The organism is Saccharopolyspora sp. ID03-671 (genome assembly GCF_045278815.1).
In the GTDB taxonomy this organism is placed as follows: Bacteria; Actinomycetota; Actinomycetes; order Mycobacteriales; family Pseudonocardiaceae; genus Saccharopolyspora; species Saccharopolyspora ipomoeae.
The window spans coordinates 1,330,918-1,352,341 of sequence record NZ_CP134054.1 but is presented as its reverse complement, the minus strand read 5'-3'; the positions used below and the strand labels follow the sequence as shown (position 1 = coordinate 1,352,341).

Below are 21,424 nucleotides of genomic sequence, written 5' to 3'. Positions count from 1 at the left end.
GGGCAGTTGAATTTCCGGCGTCGGACTCGGATCTGTCGGAGTTGCTCTAGCCGGGAGGTGGCGGCCGTTGACCGGACCGTACCTGCTGCCCGCCCACCTGGACCCCTCACGACCCCGGCACCAGGCCCGGTTCGCCGTCGAGATCGACGGGCGCCGGGTCACCGCGCGGGCCGGGCAGACCGTCGCCGCCGTGCTGATGTCGCTCGGCGTGACCAGCTGGCGGGAGACCGGCCGGACTCGCGGACCGGACCGCAGGCGCGGGCTGTTCTGCGGCGTCGGCGTGTGCTCGGAGTGCGTGCTGGTGGTAAACGGGACACCGGACGTGCGGGCCTGCCTGCGCGCGGTCGAACCCGGCGACGTGATCAGCACCCGAGGTCCGGGAACGCGATGAGCGTCGTGGTCGTCGGCGCCGGTCCTGCGGGCATGACCGCTGCCGTGCGCGCCGCCCGAGCCGGTGCCGACGTGCTGCTCGTCGACCCCGCGCGTTCCCCGCGCGGCCAGCACCACCAGGCGCCGGAGTTCGGCGCCGCCCGGAAGCGGCGCGACCAGCGCGGTTTCGCGTTCCTGGACCAGCAGATCCGCAGCCATCCGCGCATCCGGCTTCTGACGGGCAGCGTCCGCTCGCTGGACGGTCGCACCGTCCACGTGCACGACGGCGAGACCTGCGAGACCGCGCGCGCCGACGCGCTCGTGCTCGCCACCGGCGCGCACGACCGGGTGCTGCCCTTCCCCGGCTGGGAGCTCCCCGGCGTGTTCACCGCCGGTGCCGCGCAGGCGCTGGCCCGGGAGCAGCGGATCGCCGTGGGCGGCAGGGTGCTGGTCGCCGGGGCGGGTCCGGTGCTGCTGCCGGTGACCGAATCGCTGCTGGAGGTCGGCGCCGACGTGGTGGCGGTGCTCGACGCCGGCAGCGCGGGCGCGTGGTTGCGGCGCGCGCCGACCCTGGCCGGTCAGTGGGACAAGCTCGCCGGGCTCGCCGGATACCTGCGCAGGCTCCTCGGCAACACCCAGTTCCGGACGCGCGCGGGCGTGGTGGAGGCGCTCGGCGACGACCGGGTGCGGGAGGCCGTCGTCGCCAAGCTCGACGCCCGCTGGCGTCCGGTCCCCGGCACGCACCGCCGGATCGCCGTCGACGCGATCTGCGTCGCCCACGGGCTGGTGCCCAGGCTCGAACTCGCCCAGGCCGTCGGCTGCGACCTGCGGGACGGGTTCGTGCGGGTCGACGTCACCCAGCGCACGTCCGTGCCGTGGGTGTTCGCGGCCGGCGAGACCACCGGGATCGCCGGTTCCCGGGCCGCGGCCGCGGAAGGCGCCGTCGCCGGACTCGCGGCGGCCGTCCACGTCGGTGCCACCACCTGGAACGAGGTCGGGAAGCACGTGCGCCGAGCGTCACTCGTGGTCCGATGTGGACGGAGGTTCGGTCGTGCGATGGCCTCGGCGACCCGCATCGGCGAGGACTGGAATACCTGGCTCACCCCGCAGACCCTGGTGTGCCGCTGCGAGGAGGTGCCGTACCAGGCGCTCCGGGACAGCGCCCGGACCCGGCGGGACGCGCGTTCGCTGAAGATGTCCTGCCGGGTCGGACTGGGCCGCTGCCAGGGCCGCATGTGCGGCCGCAACGCCGACGAGCTCGCCGAGGACCTGCTCAGGGGCTGACCGAGCCCGTCGCGGTGGCGCGCAGGTGGGAGATCCCGGGAACACGAACGGGGAACCCCGCCGCAGCGGGATTCCCCGTTCGCTCGCGCCGCAATCAGGTCTGCGGATAGCGGTGGTGGCCCGGGAAGTTGCCGTAGAGCTGTTCGCCCGGAGGTCCCTGGGTCACCGCGTGCACCAGGTGCTGGCCGCCGACGAAAGCGCCCTTCCACGACGCGCCCCTGCCGCCGAACGGCTCGTCCCGGTCACCGCGCGAACGCGGCTTGTTGATGCCCACCTTGAACGCCTGGACGTGCTCGGCGAGCTCGGCGGCGAACGCCTCGTCGTCGCAGGCGATGGTGGCCACCAGAGCACCGTTGGAGGCGTTCATCTGCGCTAGCAGTTCGGCCTCGGTGTCGACGACGACGATCGTGTCCACCGGCCCGAACGGTTCCTCGTGCATGAGCCGGCTCGCCCCGGGAGGGGCCAGCAGCGTCACCGGGGCCGCGTACGCCGAGACGTCCTGACCCTCCAGGAAGTGGCCGTGGGAGCGGTCGCCGTGGTGCAGCGGGACCGCGCCGTGCCGCAGGGCCTCGGCGACCCTGCCCTCCAGCTCGGCGGCCTTCGCCGCGGAGATCAGCGGGCCGAAGTCCAGCGCGGGTGGCTCGTCGTTCTCGCTCGCCAGCGGGTGGCCGAAGCGCACCGACTGGACCACGGGCAGGTAGGTGGCCAGGAACTTGTCCACCAGCTTGCGCTGCACGACGAAGCGCGGATAGGCGGTGCAGCGCTGCTTGGCGTACTCGAAACCCTTGCGCAGGTGCGCGCTCAGGCCGTCCCAATCGGAGAACTCCCACAGCCCCCAGGTGTTGAGGCCCTCCTGCTCCAGCATGTGCCGCTTGCCCGTGTCGACCAGCTGCGCGGCGATCTTGCCACCGTTGGAGCGGCCGCCGACGAAGGCGAGCGCGCCCACCTCGGGCGAGCGCACCAGCGGATCCGACAGCGCCGAGCCGTCGCCGGAGAGCAGCGTGGCCGGGAGCCCCGCGCGCGCCATCAGCGCGTGCGCGACGGTCAGCGTCACCGCTCCGCCCTGGGTGGGGGTCTTGGCGATGACGGCGTTGCCCGCGAGCAGCTGCACCAGCTCGGCGTGCACCAGAACGCTCATCGGGTAGTTCCAGCTGGCGATGTTGCTGACCGGGCCCGGCAGCGGCTGGCGCTTGTAGGGGGCGCCCTCCACGTCCTGGTTGAGCATCTGCTCGGTGTTGTCGGCGTACCAGCGCACGCCGTCGAGGCAGCGGTCGACGTCGGCGCAGGCGAGCTTCCACGGCTTGCCGATCTCCCAGGCGAGCAGCAGCGCCAGGTCGTCGCGGACCTGCGCCATCGCCTCCACGGCGCTGAGCACCGCTTCGCGCCGCTTGTCGTAGGTGGTCTGGGCCCACGACAGGTGCGCGCGGGACGCGGCGTGCACCGCGTCCTGCGCGGTGTCGGCGTCGATCTTGGGCAGCTGGGAGAAGACGGTGCCGTCCACCGGGGTCAGCTGCGGTGCGGGCTCGCCGACGGCTTGCCAGTCGCCGTCGATGAGGTTGCGGGGGACACCGCCGTCGAAGGCCTCCGGAACCGCGGCGGCGACTCGCGACAGCACCGCCGCAGCGGTGCGGTGATCGGGAACCCGGAGTGTCATACGCCCTCCTCAGAACATGGGGATGGGGTGCCGGGAGGCATAGAACTATGCCACGTCGAGACGCGCTGTGCCTGCTGCAATCGTACGAATTCGAACAAAACGTACGTGCGTCTTGCGAACCCGTTCGGAGCCTACCCGGAACTCCCCGATGCGCCGGTTCGTGGGAAATCCGGGGAAATCGATTCCCGGAATTGTTCCGATGGCGGATACCACGGCGCTGTTCGGCGTGCCGGGAATTGAGGCTACTGGCGGGTATTCGCCAATTCCTCCGTAATTCGGTGCGGAGTTCCTTGAATGAAGGGGCTTTTCGCGCTCCGAACGGAGGAAAACATGCGCCACGCAAGGTACCTCATCGGTGCGGTGACCGCGTGCACGGTCGCCTCGAGCATGGCCGCCCCGGCCTTCGCCGCAGATTCGCTCTCCGCCAAGAATTCCGGCTCCACGAACTCCGCCGCCGAGAACTACGTCGCCCTGGGCGATTCCTACGCCTCGGGAACCGGAACCCGGGACTACTTCGAGGACAGCGGGGACTGCCTGCGAAGCCCCAAGGCATACCCGCAGTTATGGGCGGACGAGCACGGTGCCGCCGCCTTCGAGTTCGCCGCCTGCTCAGGTGCGGTGACCGACGACGTCAACGCCGACCAGCTCGGCTCGCTCAGCGCGGACACCACCCTGGTCACCATCTCGATCGGTGGCAACGACATCGGTTTCGTCGACGTCGTCACCCGGTGCGTGGCCGGCACCGACGAGGCCTGCGACAGCGCCGTCAGCGACGCCACCGCCAAGGCCCACGACGAGCTGCCCGCCAAGCTCGACACCACCTACGCCAACATCCGCGAGGCCGCGCCCAACGCGAAGGTCGTGGTGGTCGGGTACCCGCGCCTGAACGAGATGGGCGACTGCGGGGTCCCGTTCTACACCGAGAACAAGCGGCAGCGGATCAACGAGGGCGCCGACGAGCTCGCCTCGGTGATCTCCGACCGAGCCTCGGCCGCCGGGTTCTCCTTCGCCGACCCGCGCGAAGCCTTCGCCGGCCACGGAGTGTGCTCCTCCGACGAGTGGATCAACGGGCCCAGCACCCCGATCCAGGAGTCGTTCCACCCCGACGTCGACGGGCACGCCAACGCGTACCTGCCGACCCTGGACTCCGTCACCGGCTGACGCTCCCGGTGACGGACGAGGCGTGTCGCGCGGAGAAATCCCGTCGTTCCGCGCGGCACGCCTCACCTGCGTTCCCGGGCCCGGCCGGTGCGGTCAGAGGGTCGGGACGAGCCCGCCGTCGCAGCGGATCGCGGTGCCGGTGATGTAGGAGGCGTGCGCGCTGCACAGGAAGGCGGCGGTGGCGCCGAACTCGGCCGGTTGCCCGTACCGCTTGGCGGGGATCGCCGCCTCACCCCGGGCCCGGACCTCCTCGACCGGCAGCCGCTCGCGCTCGGCCGTGGCGCTGTCCAGCGACGACAGCCTGTCGGTGGCGATCCTGCCGGGCAACAGCAGGTTCGCGGTGACGCCCTCGTCGGCCACGTCGATCGACAGGCTCTTGAGGTACGCCGCCAGGGCGCTGCGCCCGATGTTCGACAGGGCGAGGTTGGGGATCGGCGCTTCGACGCCGCTGGAGGCGATCGCCAGGATTCGGCCCCACCGACGCTCCCGCATCCCCGGCAGCACCCCGCCGACCAGCTTCTGGTGCACCAGCAGCAGGTTCTGCACCGCCTCCGCGGTCGCCTCCGGGTCGATCTCGGAGGCGCTGGCCGGGCGCGGACCCGGGCCGTTGAGCACCAGCACGTCGATCGGCCCCAGCGCGTCCTGCGCCTCCTCCAGCAGCCGCTCGGCGCCGCCCGGCGCGGTCAGGTCCACCTCCACGCCGACCGCGCCCGGCAGTTCGTCCGCGATCGCGCGCGCCCGCTCACCGCGGCGCCCGGAGACCACCACGCGGGCGCCCTCGGCGGCCAGCGCTCGCGCCGTCGCCTCGCCCAGGCCACCCGTCGAGGCGCACACCAGCGCGGTGCGCCCGGCGATTCCCAGATCCATTCAGCTCTCCCCGTTCTTCATGTTCTCCACGGCCGCCACGTGCCGGTCGAGTTGCTTGTCCAGGGTTTCCGGCATGCCCGGTGCGGGTGCCCGGACCCCGGAGTCGCTGATCAGGCCTCGGCGCCGCAGGGCCTCCTTGCGGATGGCCAGGCCGATGCGGGCCTGCGCTTCGAAGTTCACCAGCGGCAGGTACCGCAGGTAGGCCTCCAGGGCGGCCTGGTAGCCGCCGCGCCACCACGCGTCCACGCACAGCTGCAGCCCCTCCGGGAACGAGAAGCCGGTCATGGCCCCGGCGGACCCGGCGGCCAGCTCGTCCAGCAGCCCGACGCCGCCGAGCCCGCCGAACACCGGGACGCCGGTGCGCGCGGTCAACGTCGCGATCGCCGGGGGCGTGGGAGGCGCCTCGGCCTTGATCGCCACCACGGACTCGACCTGCTCGACGGCCTCGGCCAGGTTCAGAGCGCTGATCGTCGTGCCGGTGACCAGCGGGTAGTCCTGGACCACCAGCCCGGCGCCCGTCGCGGCGTGCACCGCGTCGAGCTGACTCGCCAGCAGATCGGGGTCGGCGGTGTTGACCTGCACCATCGCGCCCGCCAGTCGGTCGCCGACGACGTCGGTGGCGAGCTCGACCTCTTCGATCACCGGTGCCGGCGAGGTGCTGGAGGCGCCCACCACGATCGGCAGGTCCACGGAGTCCACGACGACCTCGAGCACCGCGCGCTTCTCGGCGGTGGACAACCGGGCGGCTTCGCCGAACACGCCCAGCACGGTCAGCCCGGTGACGCCGATCCGGCGGTAGTGCCCGACCAGCTTGGCCAGCGAGGCCAGGTCGACGTCCTGTGTGGACTCGGTGAACGGGGTGGCGACCACACCCCACACGCCCGGGGCGAGCGGATCCGCGACCATCTGAAGCCCTTCCACCCAGCGGTTCGACCGGCGATCTTATGCACGCCGGATCAGATCGCGTCAAGAAGGCGCCGACCCGGTCCGGCAACCGACCGCGGGGTGGCGAACAGCGGAAACACCGGTGCCGCGGGACCGCTCGCCGAACCGCGGCCGAAATGTGCCCCACAACGCCGCCACGATCGGCTAAGGTGGACGGCGATGCCGGGAGGACCCCGTTCCACCGGGCATCTCACCAGGACTTACGCGGTCGTGCACCGCACAGCAGGCCGAGCCGGTCCCAGGCGCCATCCAGGACCGCGCCCGGCTCCCGGATGGCCAAAAGGGAGGGACGGTCGCACCGTCTCGGTCATCCGCGTGGAAGAGCCCGCTGGCCAGGCAGGTCAGCGGGTTTTTTCGTTCCGGCTGCGCGCTCGGACGGGTGGCTCGGGTGAGATTCCGGCCAGTCGGTTGATCTTGATCTCGGCTCGCGTCCTATCATGACCGGGCGTTCTCATTGCAGCTCGTTGTTGCCGCGCGGTCCGGGAGGCGGGGAGGGTAGTGCGCGGGGTCGACTACTACGAACTCCTCGGCGTGGGGAGCGACGCGACACCGGTCGAGATCAAGTCGGCGTACCGGACGCTCGCCCGCACCATGCATCCCGACGTGGGCGGGAGCGACAGGGCGTTCCTCCTCCTGCAGGAGGCCTACGAGACCCTCACCGACCCGGCGCGCCGAGCCTCCTACGACAGTTCCCGGCGCCGGAAGGCCGAGGCCAGGGCGGCCGCCCAGCGCCCGCGGCGTCCCGGAGGAACCCGGCGCCCCGGCCGCGGCTTCGGCGAAGACCCCGACTACGTGCCCCGGATGCCCCGGGTCCGGCTCGACGACCTGACCTGGTGGGACGTCGTCGACCCGCAGGCGCGGGTGCAGTACCTGCCGGTTCTCGGACCGGACGCCCGGCCGACCATGGCGCTGGTCGGGGCCTGGTCGTTGCTGCTGCTCGCCGGGATGGCCGTGGACCTCAACGCGGCCCTCATGGCGACCTGGCTGGGACTGCTGATCGCCTCGGGGATCGCGATCGTCGTGCTGCTGCGCAGGCACATCGGAGCCCACCGCGAGCACCGGATGTTCACCGCCGAGTTCGGCGACCAGCGGATCTTCGGTCTGCCCGACATCCAGCACGAACGGGCTCAGCTGCTCACCGCAGAGCTGTGCGCCAAGTACCTCATCCGGCTGCCCGGTGTGCGGGTGTTCCACGGCCTGACCTCGCCGGACTCGGAGTTCGAGGACGTACACCACGCGGTGCTGTGCGGTCGACGGCTGGTGCTGGTGGAGTCCAAGAGCTGGCTGCCCGGGCACTACACGACCGACGAGAAGGGCGAGCTGTGGCGCAACGGGCATCCGTTCCGCGGTGGCGTGACTCGGTTGAACGAGGGCGTGGCCACCTTCGAGGAGCTGCTGCCCGAGGTCGAGGTGCGCGGTGCCGTGCTGATCTACCCCAGCCGGGCCGGTGACGTCACGACCGTCGAACAGCACGACGACCGGGTGGTGCCGATGACCCCGGCGCAGTTCGTCAAGGACATCGGGCACTGGCTCGCACAGGACCCGGTCACCGTCGACCGCGACGTCTTCACCGCGGTCCTCGACCAGCTGGTGGACTAACTCCCGAGCACCTGCTCACCGCACCGGCTCCGGTTGCACCGATGAATTCCGGCCGCCCGATGAGTCCACACCTGCGCACGGACCAGGACCACGCAGGGAAGGTGTTTCGGATGACCACCAGTACGAGCGGAACCGCCGCCGCGCCCGGCCGGGCGTTGAACATCGGGATCTGGGTGCTGCAGGTGCTGCTGGCGGCGTTCTTCGTGTTCGCCTCGGTGCCCAAGCTGCTCGGCGACCCGACGGCGGTCCAGATGTTCGACCTGATCGGGTTCGGGCAGTGGTTCCGCTACTTCACCGGAGCGGTAGAGCTGCTCGGCGCGATCGGCCTGCTGATCCCGCGGTTGTGCGGGCTCGCCGCCGCCGGCCTGGCCCTGGTCATGGTCGGAGCGGTGTTCGCGCAGATCTTCCCGCTCGGCGCCCCTGCGGTGGCGTTGTCGCCGCTGGTGCTCTGCGTGATCCTCCTGCTCATCGCCTGGGCTCGGCGGGACACCGTTCGAGTCCGCGCCCAGTCCTGAACTCGCCCGCTCGCGAGATTCCCGCACCTGTGAAGTGGAGTGACCAGTCATGACCATGAAGACCTTCGTGAACCTGCCCGTGAAGGACCTCGACCGGTCGGTGGAGTTCTTCACCGCGCTCGGGTTCACCTTCGACCAGAACTTCACCGACGAGAACGCCACCAGCGTGGTGATCAGCGAGGACGCCTACGCCATGCTGCTGGTCGAACCGTTCTTCAAGTCCTTCACCGGTAAGGACGTGGCCGACGCGACCAGGACCACGGAGGTCATCACCGCCCTGTCCGCCGACTCGCGCGAGCAGGTCGACGAGATGGTCGCCAAGGCCCGCGCCGCCGGATCGCCTCGCATCGGCGAGGTGATGGAGGAGGGCCCGATGTACGGCCGCAGCTTCGACGACCCCGACGGGCACCACTGGGAAATCTTCCACATGGCCCTCGACTGAGGGCTGCGATCAGCGGTTCGCGGCGGGATCATGGTGCGGGCTCGAACGGCCCCGTCGGACGGTCACCCGGGACGAAGGAGCACGAGCGTGACGAACCCGCACCAGAACGTCAGCTTCGCCAGCAACGGCCGGACCGCCCACGGGTACCTGGCGACCCCGGAGCGGCCCGGACCGGGTGTGCTGGTGATCCAGGAGTGGTGGGGCCTGACCGACCACGTCGCCGACGTCGCGAACCGCTTCGCCGCCGAGGGTTTCGTGACGCTGGCCCCGGACCTCTACGGCGGCCGCACCACGCACGATCCCCAGGAGGCGGCCCGGATGATGCAGGAGCTGCCCGTCGAGCAGGCCGCCCGCGACCTGGCCGGCGCGGTCGATCACCTGCTCGGCCACGACATGGTGACCGGCTCGTCGGTCGGTGCCGTCGGCTTCTGCATGGGCGGGAAGTTCGCCCTCGTCCTGGCCGCACAGCAAGGTGACCGCATCGGCGCCGTCGTCCCCTTCTACGGGATCCCGCCAGTGGAGACGGACTTCTCGGCGATGGTGGCGCCGATGCTCGGTCACTTCGGCGAGTACGACCGCGGCGTCACCGTGGACGCCGTCGGCGAGGTGGCGGACCAGATCAAGAAGCAGACCGACGTCCACCCCCAGATCCACGTGTACGCGGCCGGGCACGCGTTCTTCAACGACCAGAACCCCGCCTCGTACCACGAGGACTCGGCCCGGATAGCCTGGCCGCGCACGCTGGACTTCCTGCGCCGCCACCTCGGCTGAGCTGTTTCCCACTCTGGAGTTGTCAAGCAGCAGTCGTGCTCCGAAGGGGCGTGCCGGGACGACCGGTCTCCGTGGAGACCGGTGTCCGGCGGGTCATCGGGTTGTGGTGAAACCGGGTTCGCCTTCCCGGGGTCTGGGGAGCAGAGCCCGGATCTCCTGCCGGTGGTCGGAATGGTGTGTCGTCCCGTCGCGTCGCGGGGGATCGGCTGCGGTGGCCTGAATCGGCGGCATCGAACTCATGTGCCCATTGTGCGGCCGCCCGTTCGAAAATGCGAGCGAATGGCGATCGCTGGATGGGGTGATCCAATCAATCACGCTCCGAAATCGATTGGGAGTGAATAAGTTTCATCATGACGGCGGCGGGTGCTGCTCACTGCTGCCCGGCGAACCGGGCTTTCTCCAAGGGAGGCAACGACTCCCGCCCCACGAGCCGGCCGGGGCGGAAAGAGACGAGTTCCGAAGCGGTTTCACCTCGGAGCAGCTCTCCGGCGGCCAGACGTCCCAGCAGCGGACCGAGCGTGACCCCGCTGTGCGTGGCCAGCACGTAGATCCGCCCGCTGTCGCCCAGAAAACCGGCGACGGTCAGCCCGTCCCCGGGCATCGACCGCTGCCCGACCCGGATCGACTCCAGCGCGGCCCCGGAAGTGCCGGCCAGCAGCCCGTCGAGCCGGCGGCACAGCTCCTGAGCGTGGAACCCGTCCACCGCAGGCGGATTCGCCGGATCCGCGTCCGCGTCGAGGTCGAGTCCCTGCACCACCAACCGGCCGCCCCCGTCGGGGCGCACGTTCAGCGAGGGCGTGGTCAGCACCGCGTCCAACCGGGTCGGCACCGGAGTCGTGTAGCCCAGCAGTCCGACCGTCGCCGAGCCCGCGACGTCCGGATCGGCCATCGCCACCCGATGTCCGGTGGTCTCCGTGAGCCCCTCGGTCCACCGCCCGGCGGCGAACACCACCGCGTCGGCGGAGGCGGTCTCGCCGTCGGCCAGGACGATCCGCACGCCGTCAGCGGTCTCGGACACCGACACGACCTCGGCCGGGCACCGCAGTGAGGCGCCGTGCTCGCGGGCCTCGCCCCACAGCCGCGCGACCAGCAGCGCCGGGATCAGGTGGCCCTCGGTGGGGTAGTGGGCGATGTCCAGCACGCCGTCGGGAACGCGCAGGTCGGGAACCAGCTCCCGGGCGCGGGACGGCCCGATCCACTCCACCGGGTAGTCGCGGGCCTCCAGCTCGCGCACCGACGCGGCCAGCCGCTCCGTGCCGTCGGGGTCCCCGGCCCACTCCAGGTTCCCGCCCAGCGTCAGCCACGGGGCGCACCGCCCCGGATCGGCCGCGAGGGCGGAGTGCTCGGCCATGCCCGCCACGTTCAGGTCGTGGTAGGGGCGCGGGTTCTTGTTGTGCGAGTTCACCCAGGCGAACGAGGTGCTCGAGGTCCCGGCCAGCGGACCGGTGCGCTCGAACGCAGTCACCTCGGCACCGGCCAGCGCCAGGGAGCGGGCGGTGGCCGCACCCAGGACGCCGAGTCCGATCACTGCGATCTTCATGCGTCAACCTTTTCGTTCTCGACGGCGGGACGAGCGGGGATCAGCAAGGCGGTGGCCAGCAACGCCGCGGCGGAGACCGCGATGCCGTAGACGGCGTAGGGGACGGTGGTGTCGACCAGCTGCGCGATCGCGCAGCCGAGGATGCCCGCGACCATGCCCGCGATGGCGGCGGCCGGGGTCAGCCGGCGTCGCCGGTGCAGCAGGTAGCCGAGGAAGATCGGCGCCGCCAGGGCCGCCGCCGAGTAGGCGTAGGTCGCGACCAGCCAGGTCAGGGCCTTGGGAAACAGGATCGCCAGCACGGCGGCCAGCACCGACACCCCGACGGTGATCATCCGCGACAGCGTCACGGTCTGCCGCTCACCGGCCTGCTTGCCCGCGATGTTCTGGTAGACGTCGCGGGTCAGGTTGGCCACCACCGACTGCAGCGCGGCCCCGGTGGTGGAGATGATCGTGGACACCAGGAAGGCGCCGAAGATGATCACCAGCCAGGTCGGGAGCTGGGTGAGCAGCCACCCGGCCGCGTCCTCCTCGTTCTCCAGGCCCGGGTTCATCGAGTGCACGGCCAGTCCGATGCACCCGGCGTAGAGGCCGCCGATGAGCATCGTCAGGCCCGACAGTCCCAGTCCGCGACGGGCGTCGCCGACCTTCTTGGTGGCGAAGACGCGCTGGTAGTAGAGCTGGTTCGTCAGCGTGCCCGGCAGGATCGCCGCGACCCACAGCCAGATCTGGTCCCAGCCCGCTGCGGTGAGGCCCTCCCAGCCCCACAGCCGTTGCGGGACGGTGGCGGTGATGTGGCCCCAGCCGCCGGCGAGGTGGATGGCGTAGGCGGCCACGCCCAGCGACATGACGATCATGAAGATGCCGAACACGAAATCGGTCCAGGCCACCGAGGTCAATCCGCCGGGCAGCACGAACAGCAGCGACGCCACCATGATCACCAGGATCAGCGCGGTCGGCGACACGCCGGTGAGCTGCCCGAAGAGCTGCGCGAAGGCGACGAACTGGGTGGCCAGCCACCCGAAGGGCACCACCAGCGCGGCCAGCGCGGCGATCGCGATGGCGAGCCGGTTGCGGCCGAAGAGCTTGGTGATGATGTCGGGAACGGTGGTGAAGCGCTGCTCGCGCAGCCACTTCGCGATCCACATCAGCACCAGGAACCCGACCAGCACGCATCCCTCGTAGAGGAACACCGACCAGCCGGAGCGGTAGCCGATGCCGACGTGCGCGATGAGCACACCGCCGCCGGTGGCGGTGGCGAACTGGGTGATGACGACGACGATCAGCGGCAGCGATTCCCCGGCGGACAGCCAGTCCGCGGAGTTCTTCGCCTTGCGTCCGAAGTAGACGGACATGCCGATGCCGAAGCCGATGACCAGCAGGCTTGCGATGATGATTCCGGCGATCTGGCCGGTGGAACCGGTGAGCATGGGGCCTCCAGTGGGCTCACGAGTCGAGGGCTCACGAACTGGTGGTTCACAGCGGGAAGCGGGTGGGGTCGAGCGCGGCGATGTCGTGCGAGGTCGCGCCGTCGAGGGCGAGTTCGGCGCCGATCTCGCCGAAGGCGGGGGCGAGCTTGAAGCCGTGGCCGGAGAAGCCCGTCATGACGGTGGCCCGGCGGTGTCCCGGCAGCGATCCGAGCAGCGCGTGCTCGTCGGGGGTGAAGCCCTCGGCGAAGGTGCCGACCCGGATCGGGTGCGGCGTCACCCCGGGCAACAGCCGCGCGGCGGCGGCCGAGGCCGCTCGGGCGTGCTCGGGCGCGGAGCTGCGCGGGAGGTCGTCCGGGCCGTCCAGATCGGGCCAGCCGAGGTGGTGCGGCACGATCTTGATCGCCGCGCCGTCGAGGGCGGGGAAGCAGGAGAACCCGGCCTCGGGGTGCCTGCGGATGGCGATCGGCAGCGAATCCGGCGTGTGCGCGGCGACGTCGCGCGCGGCGAACCAGTAGGCCGTGATCAGCCGAGCCTCCACCGGCAGCGAGCGCAGCGGTGCGAGCCTCCGCGCCCACGGGCCGGGCGCGAAGATCGCGTGATCGACCTCGAACGTGGTGTCGTTGCAGGTGATCCGCCATCCGTCGCCGGTTTCGACGGCCTCGGTGACCGGGTGGTAGGGCAGGACCCGGGCGCCCGCGGCCTCGGCCGAGCGGAGCGCTGCCTGCACCGAGGGTTCCGGCCGGAGCACGCCCGCTGCCGGGTCGAGCACCATGATCTCGCCGTCGTCGATCCGGTGCTGCGGGAACCGCTTCCGGGCCTGCTCGGTGTCGAGTACCTCGTGGTCGAGCCCGGCGTCCTCGGCGCAGCGGCGCACCGCGGCGACGTCCGGGTGGTCCGGTGCTCCGATCGTCAGACCGCCGCACAGCGTGAGCAGGTCCGCTCCGGCGTCGCGCTCCAGGTCGCGCCACAGCGCTTCGGCGCGCTGCAGCAGCGGCACGTAGGCGGCGCCTTCCTTGTAGGCGGTGCGGAAGATCCGGGATTCACCGGCCGAGGCGCCCCGGTCGTGCCCGGGACCGTAGGCGTCGAAGGCCAGCACCTCGGCTCCGCGCAGCGCAAGCCGCCACGTCGTCATGGCACCGATGACGCCGGTGCCGATCACCGCGACGCGAGTCATGAAACACTCCTCCAGGGGTTTTCCGGGCAGGATGAGATCGCGGTTCCGCCGTGGAACCGGTTGTGGGGGAAGGGGTTCAGTCGTCCTGAGCGGGCGGGACGGTGTGCTCGATGAAGAACTCGACGAGGTCGGGGCGGATGATGTGCCACATGGCCTCGGCGAGGTTGCCGTCGGTGAGCCAGGTCAGGCGGCGCAGCCGGATCACGGCCTGCCCCGCGGTGAGCCGCAGCCGGGCCGCGGTGTCGTCGTCGAGCACCACCGGATCGATGTAAACGCGCGACTTGGCCGCGGGAACGCCGTTGCGGGAGAAGTAGTCGTGCACGGTCAGGTGGTCCAAGTCCTCGTCGAGCAGGCGTGGTGCCAGCGAGAACGGGACCGCGGAGAGTTCGACGGCGATGGGGTTGTCGTCGACGTCGAACTTGAGCCGGCGCAGTTGCGTCACCGGCGCGTCGTCGTCCACCCCGGGCATCTCGACGTCGGCGTCGCGCGCCGGGATGACCGCAGCGGAGTCCACCGCGTGCCGCCCGGGGATCTCCGGGCCCCGCAGCACGGGGTTGACCATGCGCAGCAGGTTCTCCTGCCGCGCGCCCTCGGCGACGAACGTGCCGCGCCGCCGGTGCCGTTCCACCAGCCCGGCCTGGGCCAGCTCGGTCAGCACCCGCTGCGCGGTGGCACGGCTGACCGAGTACTGCTCGCGCAGCTCCGCCTCGGTGGGCAGTTTGCTGCCGGGCAGCAGCGCACCCGAGCGGATCCGCTGCTCCAGTTCGGTGCGGATGCGCAGGTACGCCGGGGTCGTCATGGACGGAATCTAGCTCCGCGCAATTGACCGGTCAATAGAGAATTCGAACGGTCAAAAGAAGTAACGCCGCGTTGACACGCGCTGGCCGAGCGGCGACGCTGCGGCGGTGGCCGGGCGAGATGAGGTGGGCGGATGCTGCCGTTGGAAGGCGTGACCGTGGTGTCGCTGGAGCAGGCCGTCGCGGCCCCGTTCGCGACCAGGCAGCTCGCCGATCTCGGCGCCCGGGTGATCAAGGTGGAGCGGCCATCGGGTGACTTCGCGCGCGGCTACGACACCGCTGTCAACGGGTTGTCCAGCCACTTCGTGTGGATCAACCGCAGCAAGGAGAGCATCGCGCTGGACCTCAAGGACCCAGGCGATCAGCGCGTGATGGACAAGCTCGTGGCCAAGGCCGACGTGTTCGTGCAGAACCTCGCCCCGGGCGCGGCGGCCCGGCTGGGTCTGGGCGCCGACCGGTTGCGGGAGCGCGATCCGCGATTGATCGTCTGCGACCTGTCGGGCTACGGCAGCTCCGGGCCCTACGAGAAGAAGAAGGCCTACGACCTGCTGGTCCAGTGCGAGGCCGGGCTGGTGTCGATCACCGGCGGCGAGGAACCCGCCAAGACCGGCATCTCCACCGCCGACATCGCGGGTGGCATGTACGCGTTCAGCGGCATCCTCACCGCGCTCTACGAACGCGAACGCACGGGGCGGGGGAGCGCTTTCGAGGTGTCGCTGTTCGACGCGCTCGGCGAGTGGATGGGTTTTCCGTACTACTACGCCACTTACGGCGGCCAGGCCCCGCGCCGTTCCGGAGCTCGCCACGCCGCGATCGCCCCGTACGGCCCGTTCGCCGCGGGTGACGGCACCAAGGTCTTCCTGGGCGTGCAGAACGAGCGGGAGTGGGTGCGCTTCTGCGAGCAGGTCCTGCGGCTCCCGGAGCTGGCGGCGGATCCGCGCTTCGACGCCAACCCCAAGCGCGTCGACAACGTCGTCGAGCTCCAGGGGGCCATCGAGTCGGTGTTCGCCTCCATGACCGGTGAGGAGATCGAGCAGCGCCTGGAGGAGGTCGGCATCGCCAACGCCCGGATGCGCAGCATGGCCGAGTTCGCCGACCACCCGCAGCTCGCCGCGCGCGACCGCTGGCGCGAGGTCGACTCCCCGGCGGGCCCGCTGCGCGCCCTGCTCCCGCCGATCACGGTCGCGGGCCGCGAACCCCGCATGGACCCGATCCCCGACATCGGCAGCCACACCAACAAGATCCTCGAAGAGCTCGACGAACCCCCGCGCGACTGAGAGCTGCGCGGTTGCTTGCGTGGCGCGTGCGGGTGGCGGAATTTGAGTTCTTAGTGAGCTCCGTGCGTCAACAGCACCTAGTTCTGCGTCGTGGGGCGGATCGTCAGCTCGCCGATCTCGACGTCGTCGGGCTGCTCGACTGCGAAGGCGATGGCGCGCGCCACGGCTTCCGGCGCGATGCCGAGCTCTGCCATGGTCTTCTGGGCCTGCGCGCGCTGCTCGGGATCGGCGACGTGGTCGACGAGTTCGGTGCGCACGAAACCGGGTGAGATGGAGGTCGTGCGCAGCACGCCGTCGGTGGACTCCTGGCGCAGCGCCTCCAGCAGCGTCCGCACGGCGTTCTTGGTGCCGGCGTAGACCGCTTGGGTCGGGACGATCTTCAGTCCCGAGGTCGAGACGGTGGTGACGAGGTGGCCGCGGCCTTGCTCGCGGAACACCGGTAGCGCGGCGGCGATGCCGTGCAGTACGCCGCGCAGGTTGACGTCGATCATCGCGTCCCAGTCGTCGACGTCGAGATCGCACACGGGGGCGACGCGCGCTATCCCGGCGTTGGCGACGAGGACGTCGAGGTGGTCGAACGCCTCGACCGCCCGGCTCACGAGACGGTCGAGGTCGGCGCGCCGCGTGACGTCGACGTCGAGGGTCTCGGCTCGTCCGCCTTCGGCGCGGATGCGCTCGGCGAGCGCATCCAGCCGGTCGGTGCGCCGGGCGCCGAGCACGACGGCCGCGCCGCGGGTGGCGAGTTCGAGAGCCGTGGCCTCGCCGATGCCGCTGCTGGCGCCAGTGATGGCGACGACCTTGCCGGCCACTCCGCTCATGGAGTCTCCTCTAACCTGACAGTTGTCCGTTTGCAGGGTTCAGCTTACCGGACAGTTGTCCGCTTGTGTGGGAGAAGAGGTGAATCACGTGGCGGAGCGTGAACTCCGATCGGATGCGGTCGCCAACCGGGACCGGATCGTCGAGGCGGCCCGCGCCGAGCTGAGCAGGTCCAACGGTGCACCGGAGGAGCTGAAGCTGCATCGCGTCGCCAAGGCGGCTGGAGTCGGGCAGGGCACCCTGTACCGGCACTTCCCGACCCGCGAGGACCTGCTGGCCGAGGTCTACCGCCACGAGCTCACCCAGCTCGTCGACGCCGCGGCACCGCTGCTGGCCGAGCACTCGCCGCTGAATGCGCTGACCCTGTGGTTGGAGCGCCTGGTGGAGTACGCCCGCGTGAAGCGGGGTGTCATGACGGCGATCGAAGCCGCCGCGTGGCGCGAGCTGCACTCCGGTCGGCACCAGCGGCTCGACGAAGCTCTCCAGTCGCTGCTGGATCGCGGCGCGCGAGCAGGCGAGCTCCGCGACGACGTCGACGCGGCCGACGTCCTCCTCCTGCTCGGCGGACTCGCCCGAATCCCCGAAGCCGAGTGGATCCCCCGAGCTCAACGACTGATCACGGTCATCACTGAAGGCCTCCGCCCTGCTTGAGCGCCGCGAGGCAGTCGACTCGTGTCGCTCGTGGGGTTCATGCTCTTGTGGGCGCGTCTTGCTGCGGTTCCTTGACCGCGTGTTTACCGGCGGCCCAGGGCGAAGAGGCCTCCGAGCGCGGAAGATCCTGCCCATCCGGCGGCGTAGGTAGTGGTCGTGGAGATCGCGCCGAGTGCTGATCCGAGGGAGTGGAAGAGCACGTAGGCGCCGATCACGCTGCTCGTCCGGTCCGGGTTGGCGTTCGCGAGCAGGTGTTGGTTGCTGACATGCGCTGTCTGGACGGCGAAGTCGAGGGCGATCACGCAGACGAGGGTGAGCAGGAGCGACCGAGCTCGTCGACGAGCGCGGTCTTCCGCTCGCGGAGCTGCGCCCCGTGGGTTCGAAAGGTGTTCCGGTGGCGGTGGAATCGACGTCGGTCCAGGGGCAGGGGGCGCGCGACTAGCTCAGCACCGCGAGGCAGTCGACCGCTGTGGCTCCGTTCTCGTCGAGGAGGAGGGGGTTGACGTCGAGTTCCGCGAGGTCTTCTGCGAGGTCGTGGGCCAGCCAGGAGAGGCGGGCGATGGCGTCGGCCGCGGCGTCGAGGTCGCGGGGTGGTCGGCCTCGGACTCCTTCGAGGAGGGCTTTGCCGCGCAGCGAGAGCAGGAGTCGTTTCGCCGCGGCGGGGTCCAGGGGTGCGGTGCCGACCTGGCTGTCGGCGAGGACCTCGACCAGGACGCCGCCTAGGCCGACCACGACGACCGGGCCGAACGCGGGGTCCTGCTTGAGGCCGACGATGAGCTCGGTACCGGTGGACATGCGCTGCACGAGCAGTCTCGCGTCCGGGGCGAGGCGAAGGAGATCCTCGGCCGCGGCGCGGATCTCGGCGTCGGTGGTGAGGTTCAGGCGGACTCCGCCGACGTCGGACTTGTGGCCGACGCTGCGCGAGAGCAGCTTCACCGCCACCGGCGTGCCCAGCTCGCGGGCGGCCGTGACCGCTCCCTCCGGGTCCTTGGCGGGGAACGCGCCCGCGCACGGCACCCCGTAGGCGGCGATGAGCCGGCTGGACTCGTGCTCGTCGAGCTGCGTGCGCCCGTGATCGCGGGCCTCGCACAGGATCGCGCGCACCGCGCGCTCGTCGACGTCGTGCGGGCGCCGCGGGTTCGGCGGGCCGGGGCGCAGGCTGTAGTCGGCCAGCGCGCCCAGCGCGGCGGCCGCGCGCCCGGGGTCGGTGAAGCACGGAATCCCCAGCTCCCGCAACCACTCCCGAGGCCGGCCGCTGCCGCCCGTCCACACCACGACCAGCGGCCGGTCGGTGGAGCGGTGGGCTTGCTCGATGGCGCCGATGAGCTCGTCGGCGGCGTGGTCGGCGTTGCCCAGCAGCACCGCGATCATGTCCGAACCCGGGTGGTCGACCGCGATGTCCAAGGCGCGGCGCAGCATCGCCGGGTCGCTGATCAGGTTCGCCGTCAGGTCCACGGGGTTGCGCGGTGACCCGAACGCGGGCAGCACCTCGGCCATGCGCTGCTGCCACTCCGGTTCCCACGGGGCCACGTCCAGCCCGTGACCGGCGGCCGAGTCGGCCATCAGGACCCCGGCACCGCCGGACAGCGACAGCGTCGTCAAGCGCCTGCCCCGGGTGCGCCGACCGTCGGAGAAGATCATTCCGGCGTCGAGCAGCTGATCCATCCCGTCGACCCGCACGACGCCGAACTGCCGGACCACGCCGTCGAAGACCGCGTCCTCGCCCGCGAGCGACGCGGTGTGCGAGGCCGCCGCGCGGGCGCCCGCCTCCGAACGGCCCACCTTGACCGCCAGGACCGGTTTGTCCAGCTCGTGGGCCCTGCGGGCGACGGCCAGCAGCTCGCGGCCGTCGTGCACGCCCTCCAGGTAGGCCATGAGGACCGCGACCTCGTCGAGCTCGACCAGCCCGCCCAGCACCTCGCCCACCGACAGGTCGGCCTCGTTGCCGGTGTTGAGGAAGTGCGAGATGCCGATCCCGGCGTGCTGCGCGGCGGAGAAGATGAAGGTGCCGAACGCGCCGCTCTGGCTGACGAACGCCAGCGATCCCTCGCGCAGCCGGAAGTCGCCGTCCATCGCCGAGGTGAAGGTGGGCATCGCCCGGTCCTTGAGGCTGAACATGCCCAGGCAGTTCGGCCCGAGCAACCGGATGCCGGTCTCGGCGACGACATCGGTGAGCTGCCGTTGCAGCTCCGCGCCCCGCTCGTCGAGCTCGGCGAAACCGGCCGCGCCCACGATCGCCGCCGGGACGCCGCGCGCGGCGCACTCGCGGACGGCGTCGACGACCTGATCGGCGGGCAGCATGATCATCGCCAGGTCGATCTCGCCGTCGATGTCGGCCAGCCCCGGGAAGGCGGGCAGCCCCTGCACCTGCGCGCGCACCGGGTTGACCGGCAGCAGCCTGCCCGCGTACCCGAAGCGCTTCATCAGCGCGATCGGGCGACCGGAGAGCTTGACGGGGTTGTTCGACGCACCCAGCACCGCGATCGACCTCGGGTGCAGCATGCGGTGGATCGCCGGGACCGGTGCCGTGTTGCCGTCCATCGCACTCCATCCCACCTGGTGCCCTGGCACGCGGGTGTTTTCGATGCGTCGACGCCCGTGGCGGTGCGGGCGCCGGAGTCGAGGCTAAGCGAGCGTCGCGCAGCGGCCAAGACTCGATTCCTCGAACGTCCACAGTGGAGCATGTGGTGCAGTCCACTCGCGGAATCGCTAACCCCGACGCTCCGCGAAGCGACGTAACGGATGAGTAAGCGTTCGCAGAGCGTTGTTGACATGGAGAACACGGGAGGGCATTCGTGGCTGCCGACCGACCGGAGAGTCGGGCATGGTGGATCTGGAGCGCGGCGGTGGTCGCCTACCTCGCCGCGGTATTTCACAGGGGCAGCCTGGGGGTTGCCGGAACGCAGGCGCTCGATCGGTTCGACGTCGGACCGGCCGCGCTCAGCGCGTTCACGGTGCTGCAGGTCGGCATCTACGCCGGCATGCAGATTCCCACCGGCCTGCTGGTGGATCGCTTCGGCGCACGCCGGGTGATCACCACGGCGGTGTTGTTGCTGGGGACGGGCCAGGCGATGTTCGCGCTGGCCGACACGTACGCGATGGGGCTGGCCGCGCGCGGCGTGCTGGGCCTGGGCGATGCGTTGATGTGGGTGAGCATCCTGCGGCTGGTGGCGGCCTATTTCTCGGCCCGCCGCTACGCGCTGGTGGCCACCATTTCCAGCGCGCTGGGGGCGCTGGGCGGTGTCGCGGCCACGTTCCCGCTGGCCGCGGCGTTGCGCGCGCTCGGCTGGACGCCGACGTTCCTGCTGGTCGGCGCGCTGACGATGGCCTACGCGGCGGTGACGGTCCCGGTCGTGCGGGACACCACCCCGAAGGCATCGGCACCCAAGAGCGGGGGAGCGGTGCTGGCTCAGGTGCGCACCGCGTGGTCGGTGCCCGGGACGCGGCTGGCGTTCTGGACGCACTTCTGCACGATGTTCGTCTCCGGCGCGCTGACCCTGCTGTGGGGCTTCCCGTACCTGGTGGAGGGGCTGGGCGTCGCGGCGTCGTCGGCGAGCGTGCTGCTGAGCCTGCTGATCATCGGCCAGGTCGTGGGCGGCCCGGTGATCGGTGCGCTGATCGGCAAGCGCCCGGAGTGCCGGATGTGGCTGGTCATGGGCTACCTGAGCTTCAACGTGCTGTCGTGGGTGGCGCTGCTGACCTGGCCGCAGGGGCACCCGCCGCTGGCGGTGATCGCGGTGGCGTTCCTGATCTTCGCGCTCGGCGGTCCGGTGTCGTCGGTGGCCTTCGCCCTGGTGCGCGACTACAACGCGCTGAGCCAGGTCGGCACCGCCACCGGCGTGGCCAACGCGGGCGGTCACTCCGCCACCGCGCTCGGCGTGCTGGCGGTGGGCCTGGTGCTCGACGTCTTCGAGGCCATGCCGGGTGGTTCGGAGTACCGGGTGGCGATGCTGGCCCTGGTGGCGATGGTGCTCTTCGGCGCCTCGCGCACCTGGGTCTGGTGGCGCCGGGCCCGCGCGGCGGTCTTCGCCGCCGAGCAGCGCGGCGAGCAGGTGCCGGTGCTGCTGCACCGCCACCGCTGGGACCTGGAGGTCCGCCAGCCGGTCGCGGCCTGATTGAGGGGGAATGGGAGAGC

General features: G+C 71.0%; 20 protein-coding genes. 10 read left to right on the top strand and 10 right to left on the bottom strand.

What is annotated here, in order from left to right; all coding sequences use genetic code 11:
* Window positions 1-67 precede the first annotated feature (67 nt).
* Window positions 68-391, top strand: coding sequence for a (2Fe-2S)-binding protein (locus tag REH65_RS06370; protein ID WP_406691691.1), 324 nt, complete (start codon window positions 68-70; stop codon window positions 389-391).
* Window positions 388-1,653 carry an FAD-dependent oxidoreductase gene (locus tag REH65_RS06365; protein ID WP_406691690.1) on the top strand — a complete coding sequence of 422 codons (1,266 nt, stop codon included), beginning with the start codon at window positions 388-390 and terminating at the stop codon, window positions 1,651-1,653. The genes REH65_RS06370 and REH65_RS06365 overlap by 4 nt, the downstream gene beginning before the upstream one ends.
* Before the next feature lie 94 nt (window positions 1,654-1,747).
* Here REH65_RS06365 and REH65_RS06360 read toward each other — a convergent pair whose 3' ends face one another.
* Window positions 1,748-3,307, bottom strand: a complete 1,560-nt coding sequence (locus tag REH65_RS06360; RefSeq protein ID WP_406691689.1) for an aldehyde dehydrogenase family protein — start codon at window positions 3,305-3,307, stop codon at window positions 1,748-1,750.
* A 330-nt stretch (window positions 3,308-3,637) separates the two neighbouring features.
* Here REH65_RS06360 and REH65_RS06355 point away from each other — a divergent pair, with 330 nt between their 5' ends.
* Entirely contained in the window at window positions 3,638-4,468 is an 831-nt protein-coding gene (locus REH65_RS06355; protein ID WP_281455704.1) for an SGNH/GDSL hydrolase family protein, read from the top strand.
* 93 nt (window positions 4,469-4,561) lie between these two features.
* Here the strand turns inward: REH65_RS06355 and REH65_RS06350 are convergent, their stop codons facing one another.
* Together REH65_RS06350 and REH65_RS06345 are read right to left on the bottom strand one after the other, a co-directional pair.
* A complete protein-coding gene (locus REH65_RS06350; RefSeq protein WP_406691688.1) occupies window positions 4,562-5,335 on the bottom strand; it encodes an SDR family oxidoreductase in 774 nt (257 codons plus the stop codon).
* On the bottom strand, window positions 5,336-6,241 hold the full coding sequence (locus tag REH65_RS06345; RefSeq protein ID WP_406691687.1) for a dihydrodipicolinate synthase family protein: 906 nt from the start codon (window positions 6,239-6,241) through the stop codon (window positions 5,336-5,338).
* A gap of 537 nt (window positions 6,242-6,778) precedes the next feature.
* Between REH65_RS06345 and REH65_RS06340 the strand changes: the two genes are divergently transcribed.
* From REH65_RS06340 to REH65_RS06325, 4 genes are all read left to right on the top strand, one after another.
* The gene (locus tag REH65_RS06340; RefSeq protein ID WP_406691686.1) at window positions 6,779-7,879 is read left to right on the top strand and encodes a J domain-containing protein; all 1,101 of its coding nucleotides are present in this window, start codon (window positions 6,779-6,781) and stop codon (window positions 7,877-7,879) included.
* 110 nt (window positions 7,880-7,989) lie between these two features.
* Window positions 7,990-8,394: a DoxX family protein gene (locus REH65_RS06335; RefSeq protein WP_406691685.1), complete on the top strand. Its 405-nt coding sequence runs from the start codon at window positions 7,990-7,992 to the stop codon at window positions 8,392-8,394.
* Between the two features lie 49 nt (window positions 8,395-8,443).
* Window positions 8,444-8,836, top strand: coding sequence for a VOC family protein (locus tag REH65_RS06330; protein ID WP_406691684.1), 393 nt, complete (start codon window positions 8,444-8,446; stop codon window positions 8,834-8,836).
* 87 nt (window positions 8,837-8,923) lie between these two features.
* Entirely contained in the window at window positions 8,924-9,607 is a 684-nt protein-coding gene (locus REH65_RS06325) for a dienelactone hydrolase family protein (RefSeq protein WP_406691683.1), read from the top strand.
* 370 nt (window positions 9,608-9,977) lie between these two features.
* Here the strand turns inward: REH65_RS06325 and REH65_RS06320 are convergent, their stop codons facing one another.
* From REH65_RS06320 to REH65_RS06305, 4 genes are all read right to left on the bottom strand, one after another.
* Window positions 9,978-11,147 carry an NAD(P)/FAD-dependent oxidoreductase gene (locus tag REH65_RS06320; RefSeq protein ID WP_406691682.1) on the bottom strand — a complete coding sequence of 390 codons (1,170 nt, stop codon included), beginning with the start codon at window positions 11,145-11,147 and terminating at the stop codon, window positions 9,978-9,980.
* Window positions 11,144-12,574 (bottom strand): sodium:solute symporter family protein, encoded by a 1,431-nt coding sequence (locus tag REH65_RS06315; RefSeq protein WP_406691681.1) that lies wholly within the window; start codon window positions 12,572-12,574, stop codon window positions 11,144-11,146. Before REH65_RS06315 ends, REH65_RS06320 begins: the two co-directional genes overlap by 4 nt.
* A 46-nt stretch (window positions 12,575-12,620) precedes the next feature.
* Window positions 12,621-13,748 (bottom strand): N-methyl-L-tryptophan oxidase, encoded by a 1,128-nt coding sequence (gene solA, locus REH65_RS06310; RefSeq protein ID WP_406691680.1) that lies wholly within the window; start codon window positions 13,746-13,748, stop codon window positions 12,621-12,623.
* Window positions 13,749-13,824: 76 nt separating this feature from the next.
* Complete coding sequence (locus REH65_RS06305) at window positions 13,825-14,547, bottom strand: GntR family transcriptional regulator (protein ID WP_406691679.1); 723 nt, start codon at window positions 14,545-14,547, stop codon at window positions 13,825-13,827.
* A 132-nt stretch (window positions 14,548-14,679) separates the two neighbouring features.
* On the opposite strand from REH65_RS06305, the gene REH65_RS06300 reads away from it, so the two are divergent.
* Window positions 14,680-15,822, top strand: a complete 1,143-nt coding sequence (locus REH65_RS06300) for a CaiB/BaiF CoA transferase family protein (RefSeq protein ID WP_406691678.1) — start codon at window positions 14,680-14,682, stop codon at window positions 15,820-15,822.
* 77 nt (window positions 15,823-15,899) lie between these two features.
* Here REH65_RS06300 and REH65_RS06295 read toward each other — a convergent pair whose 3' ends face one another.
* Entirely contained in the window at window positions 15,900-16,640 is a 741-nt protein-coding gene (locus REH65_RS06295) for an SDR family oxidoreductase (RefSeq protein WP_406691677.1), read from the bottom strand.
* Window positions 16,641-16,728: 88 nt separating this feature from the next.
* Here REH65_RS06295 and REH65_RS06290 point away from each other — a divergent pair, with 88 nt between their 5' ends.
* Entirely contained in the window at window positions 16,729-17,289 is a 561-nt protein-coding gene (locus tag REH65_RS06290; protein ID WP_406691676.1) for a TetR/AcrR family transcriptional regulator, read from the top strand.
* An 83-nt stretch (window positions 17,290-17,372) separates the two neighbouring features.
* On the opposite strand, the gene REH65_RS06285 is transcribed toward REH65_RS06290, so the two are convergent.
* Window positions 17,373-17,591: a hypothetical protein gene (locus REH65_RS06285; protein ID WP_406691675.1), complete on the bottom strand. Its 219-nt coding sequence runs from the start codon at window positions 17,589-17,591 to the stop codon at window positions 17,373-17,375.
* Between the two features lie 136 nt (window positions 17,592-17,727).
* Entirely contained in the window at window positions 17,728-19,830 is a 2,103-nt protein-coding gene (locus tag REH65_RS06280; RefSeq protein WP_406691674.1) for an acetate--CoA ligase family protein, read from the bottom strand.
* Between the two features lie 254 nt (window positions 19,831-20,084).
* On the opposite strand from REH65_RS06280, the gene REH65_RS06275 reads away from it, so the two are divergent.
* Window positions 20,085-21,404: an MFS transporter gene (locus tag REH65_RS06275; protein WP_406691673.1), complete on the top strand. Its 1,320-nt coding sequence runs from the start codon at window positions 20,085-20,087 to the stop codon at window positions 21,402-21,404.
* Window positions 21,405-21,424 lie beyond the last annotated feature (20 nt).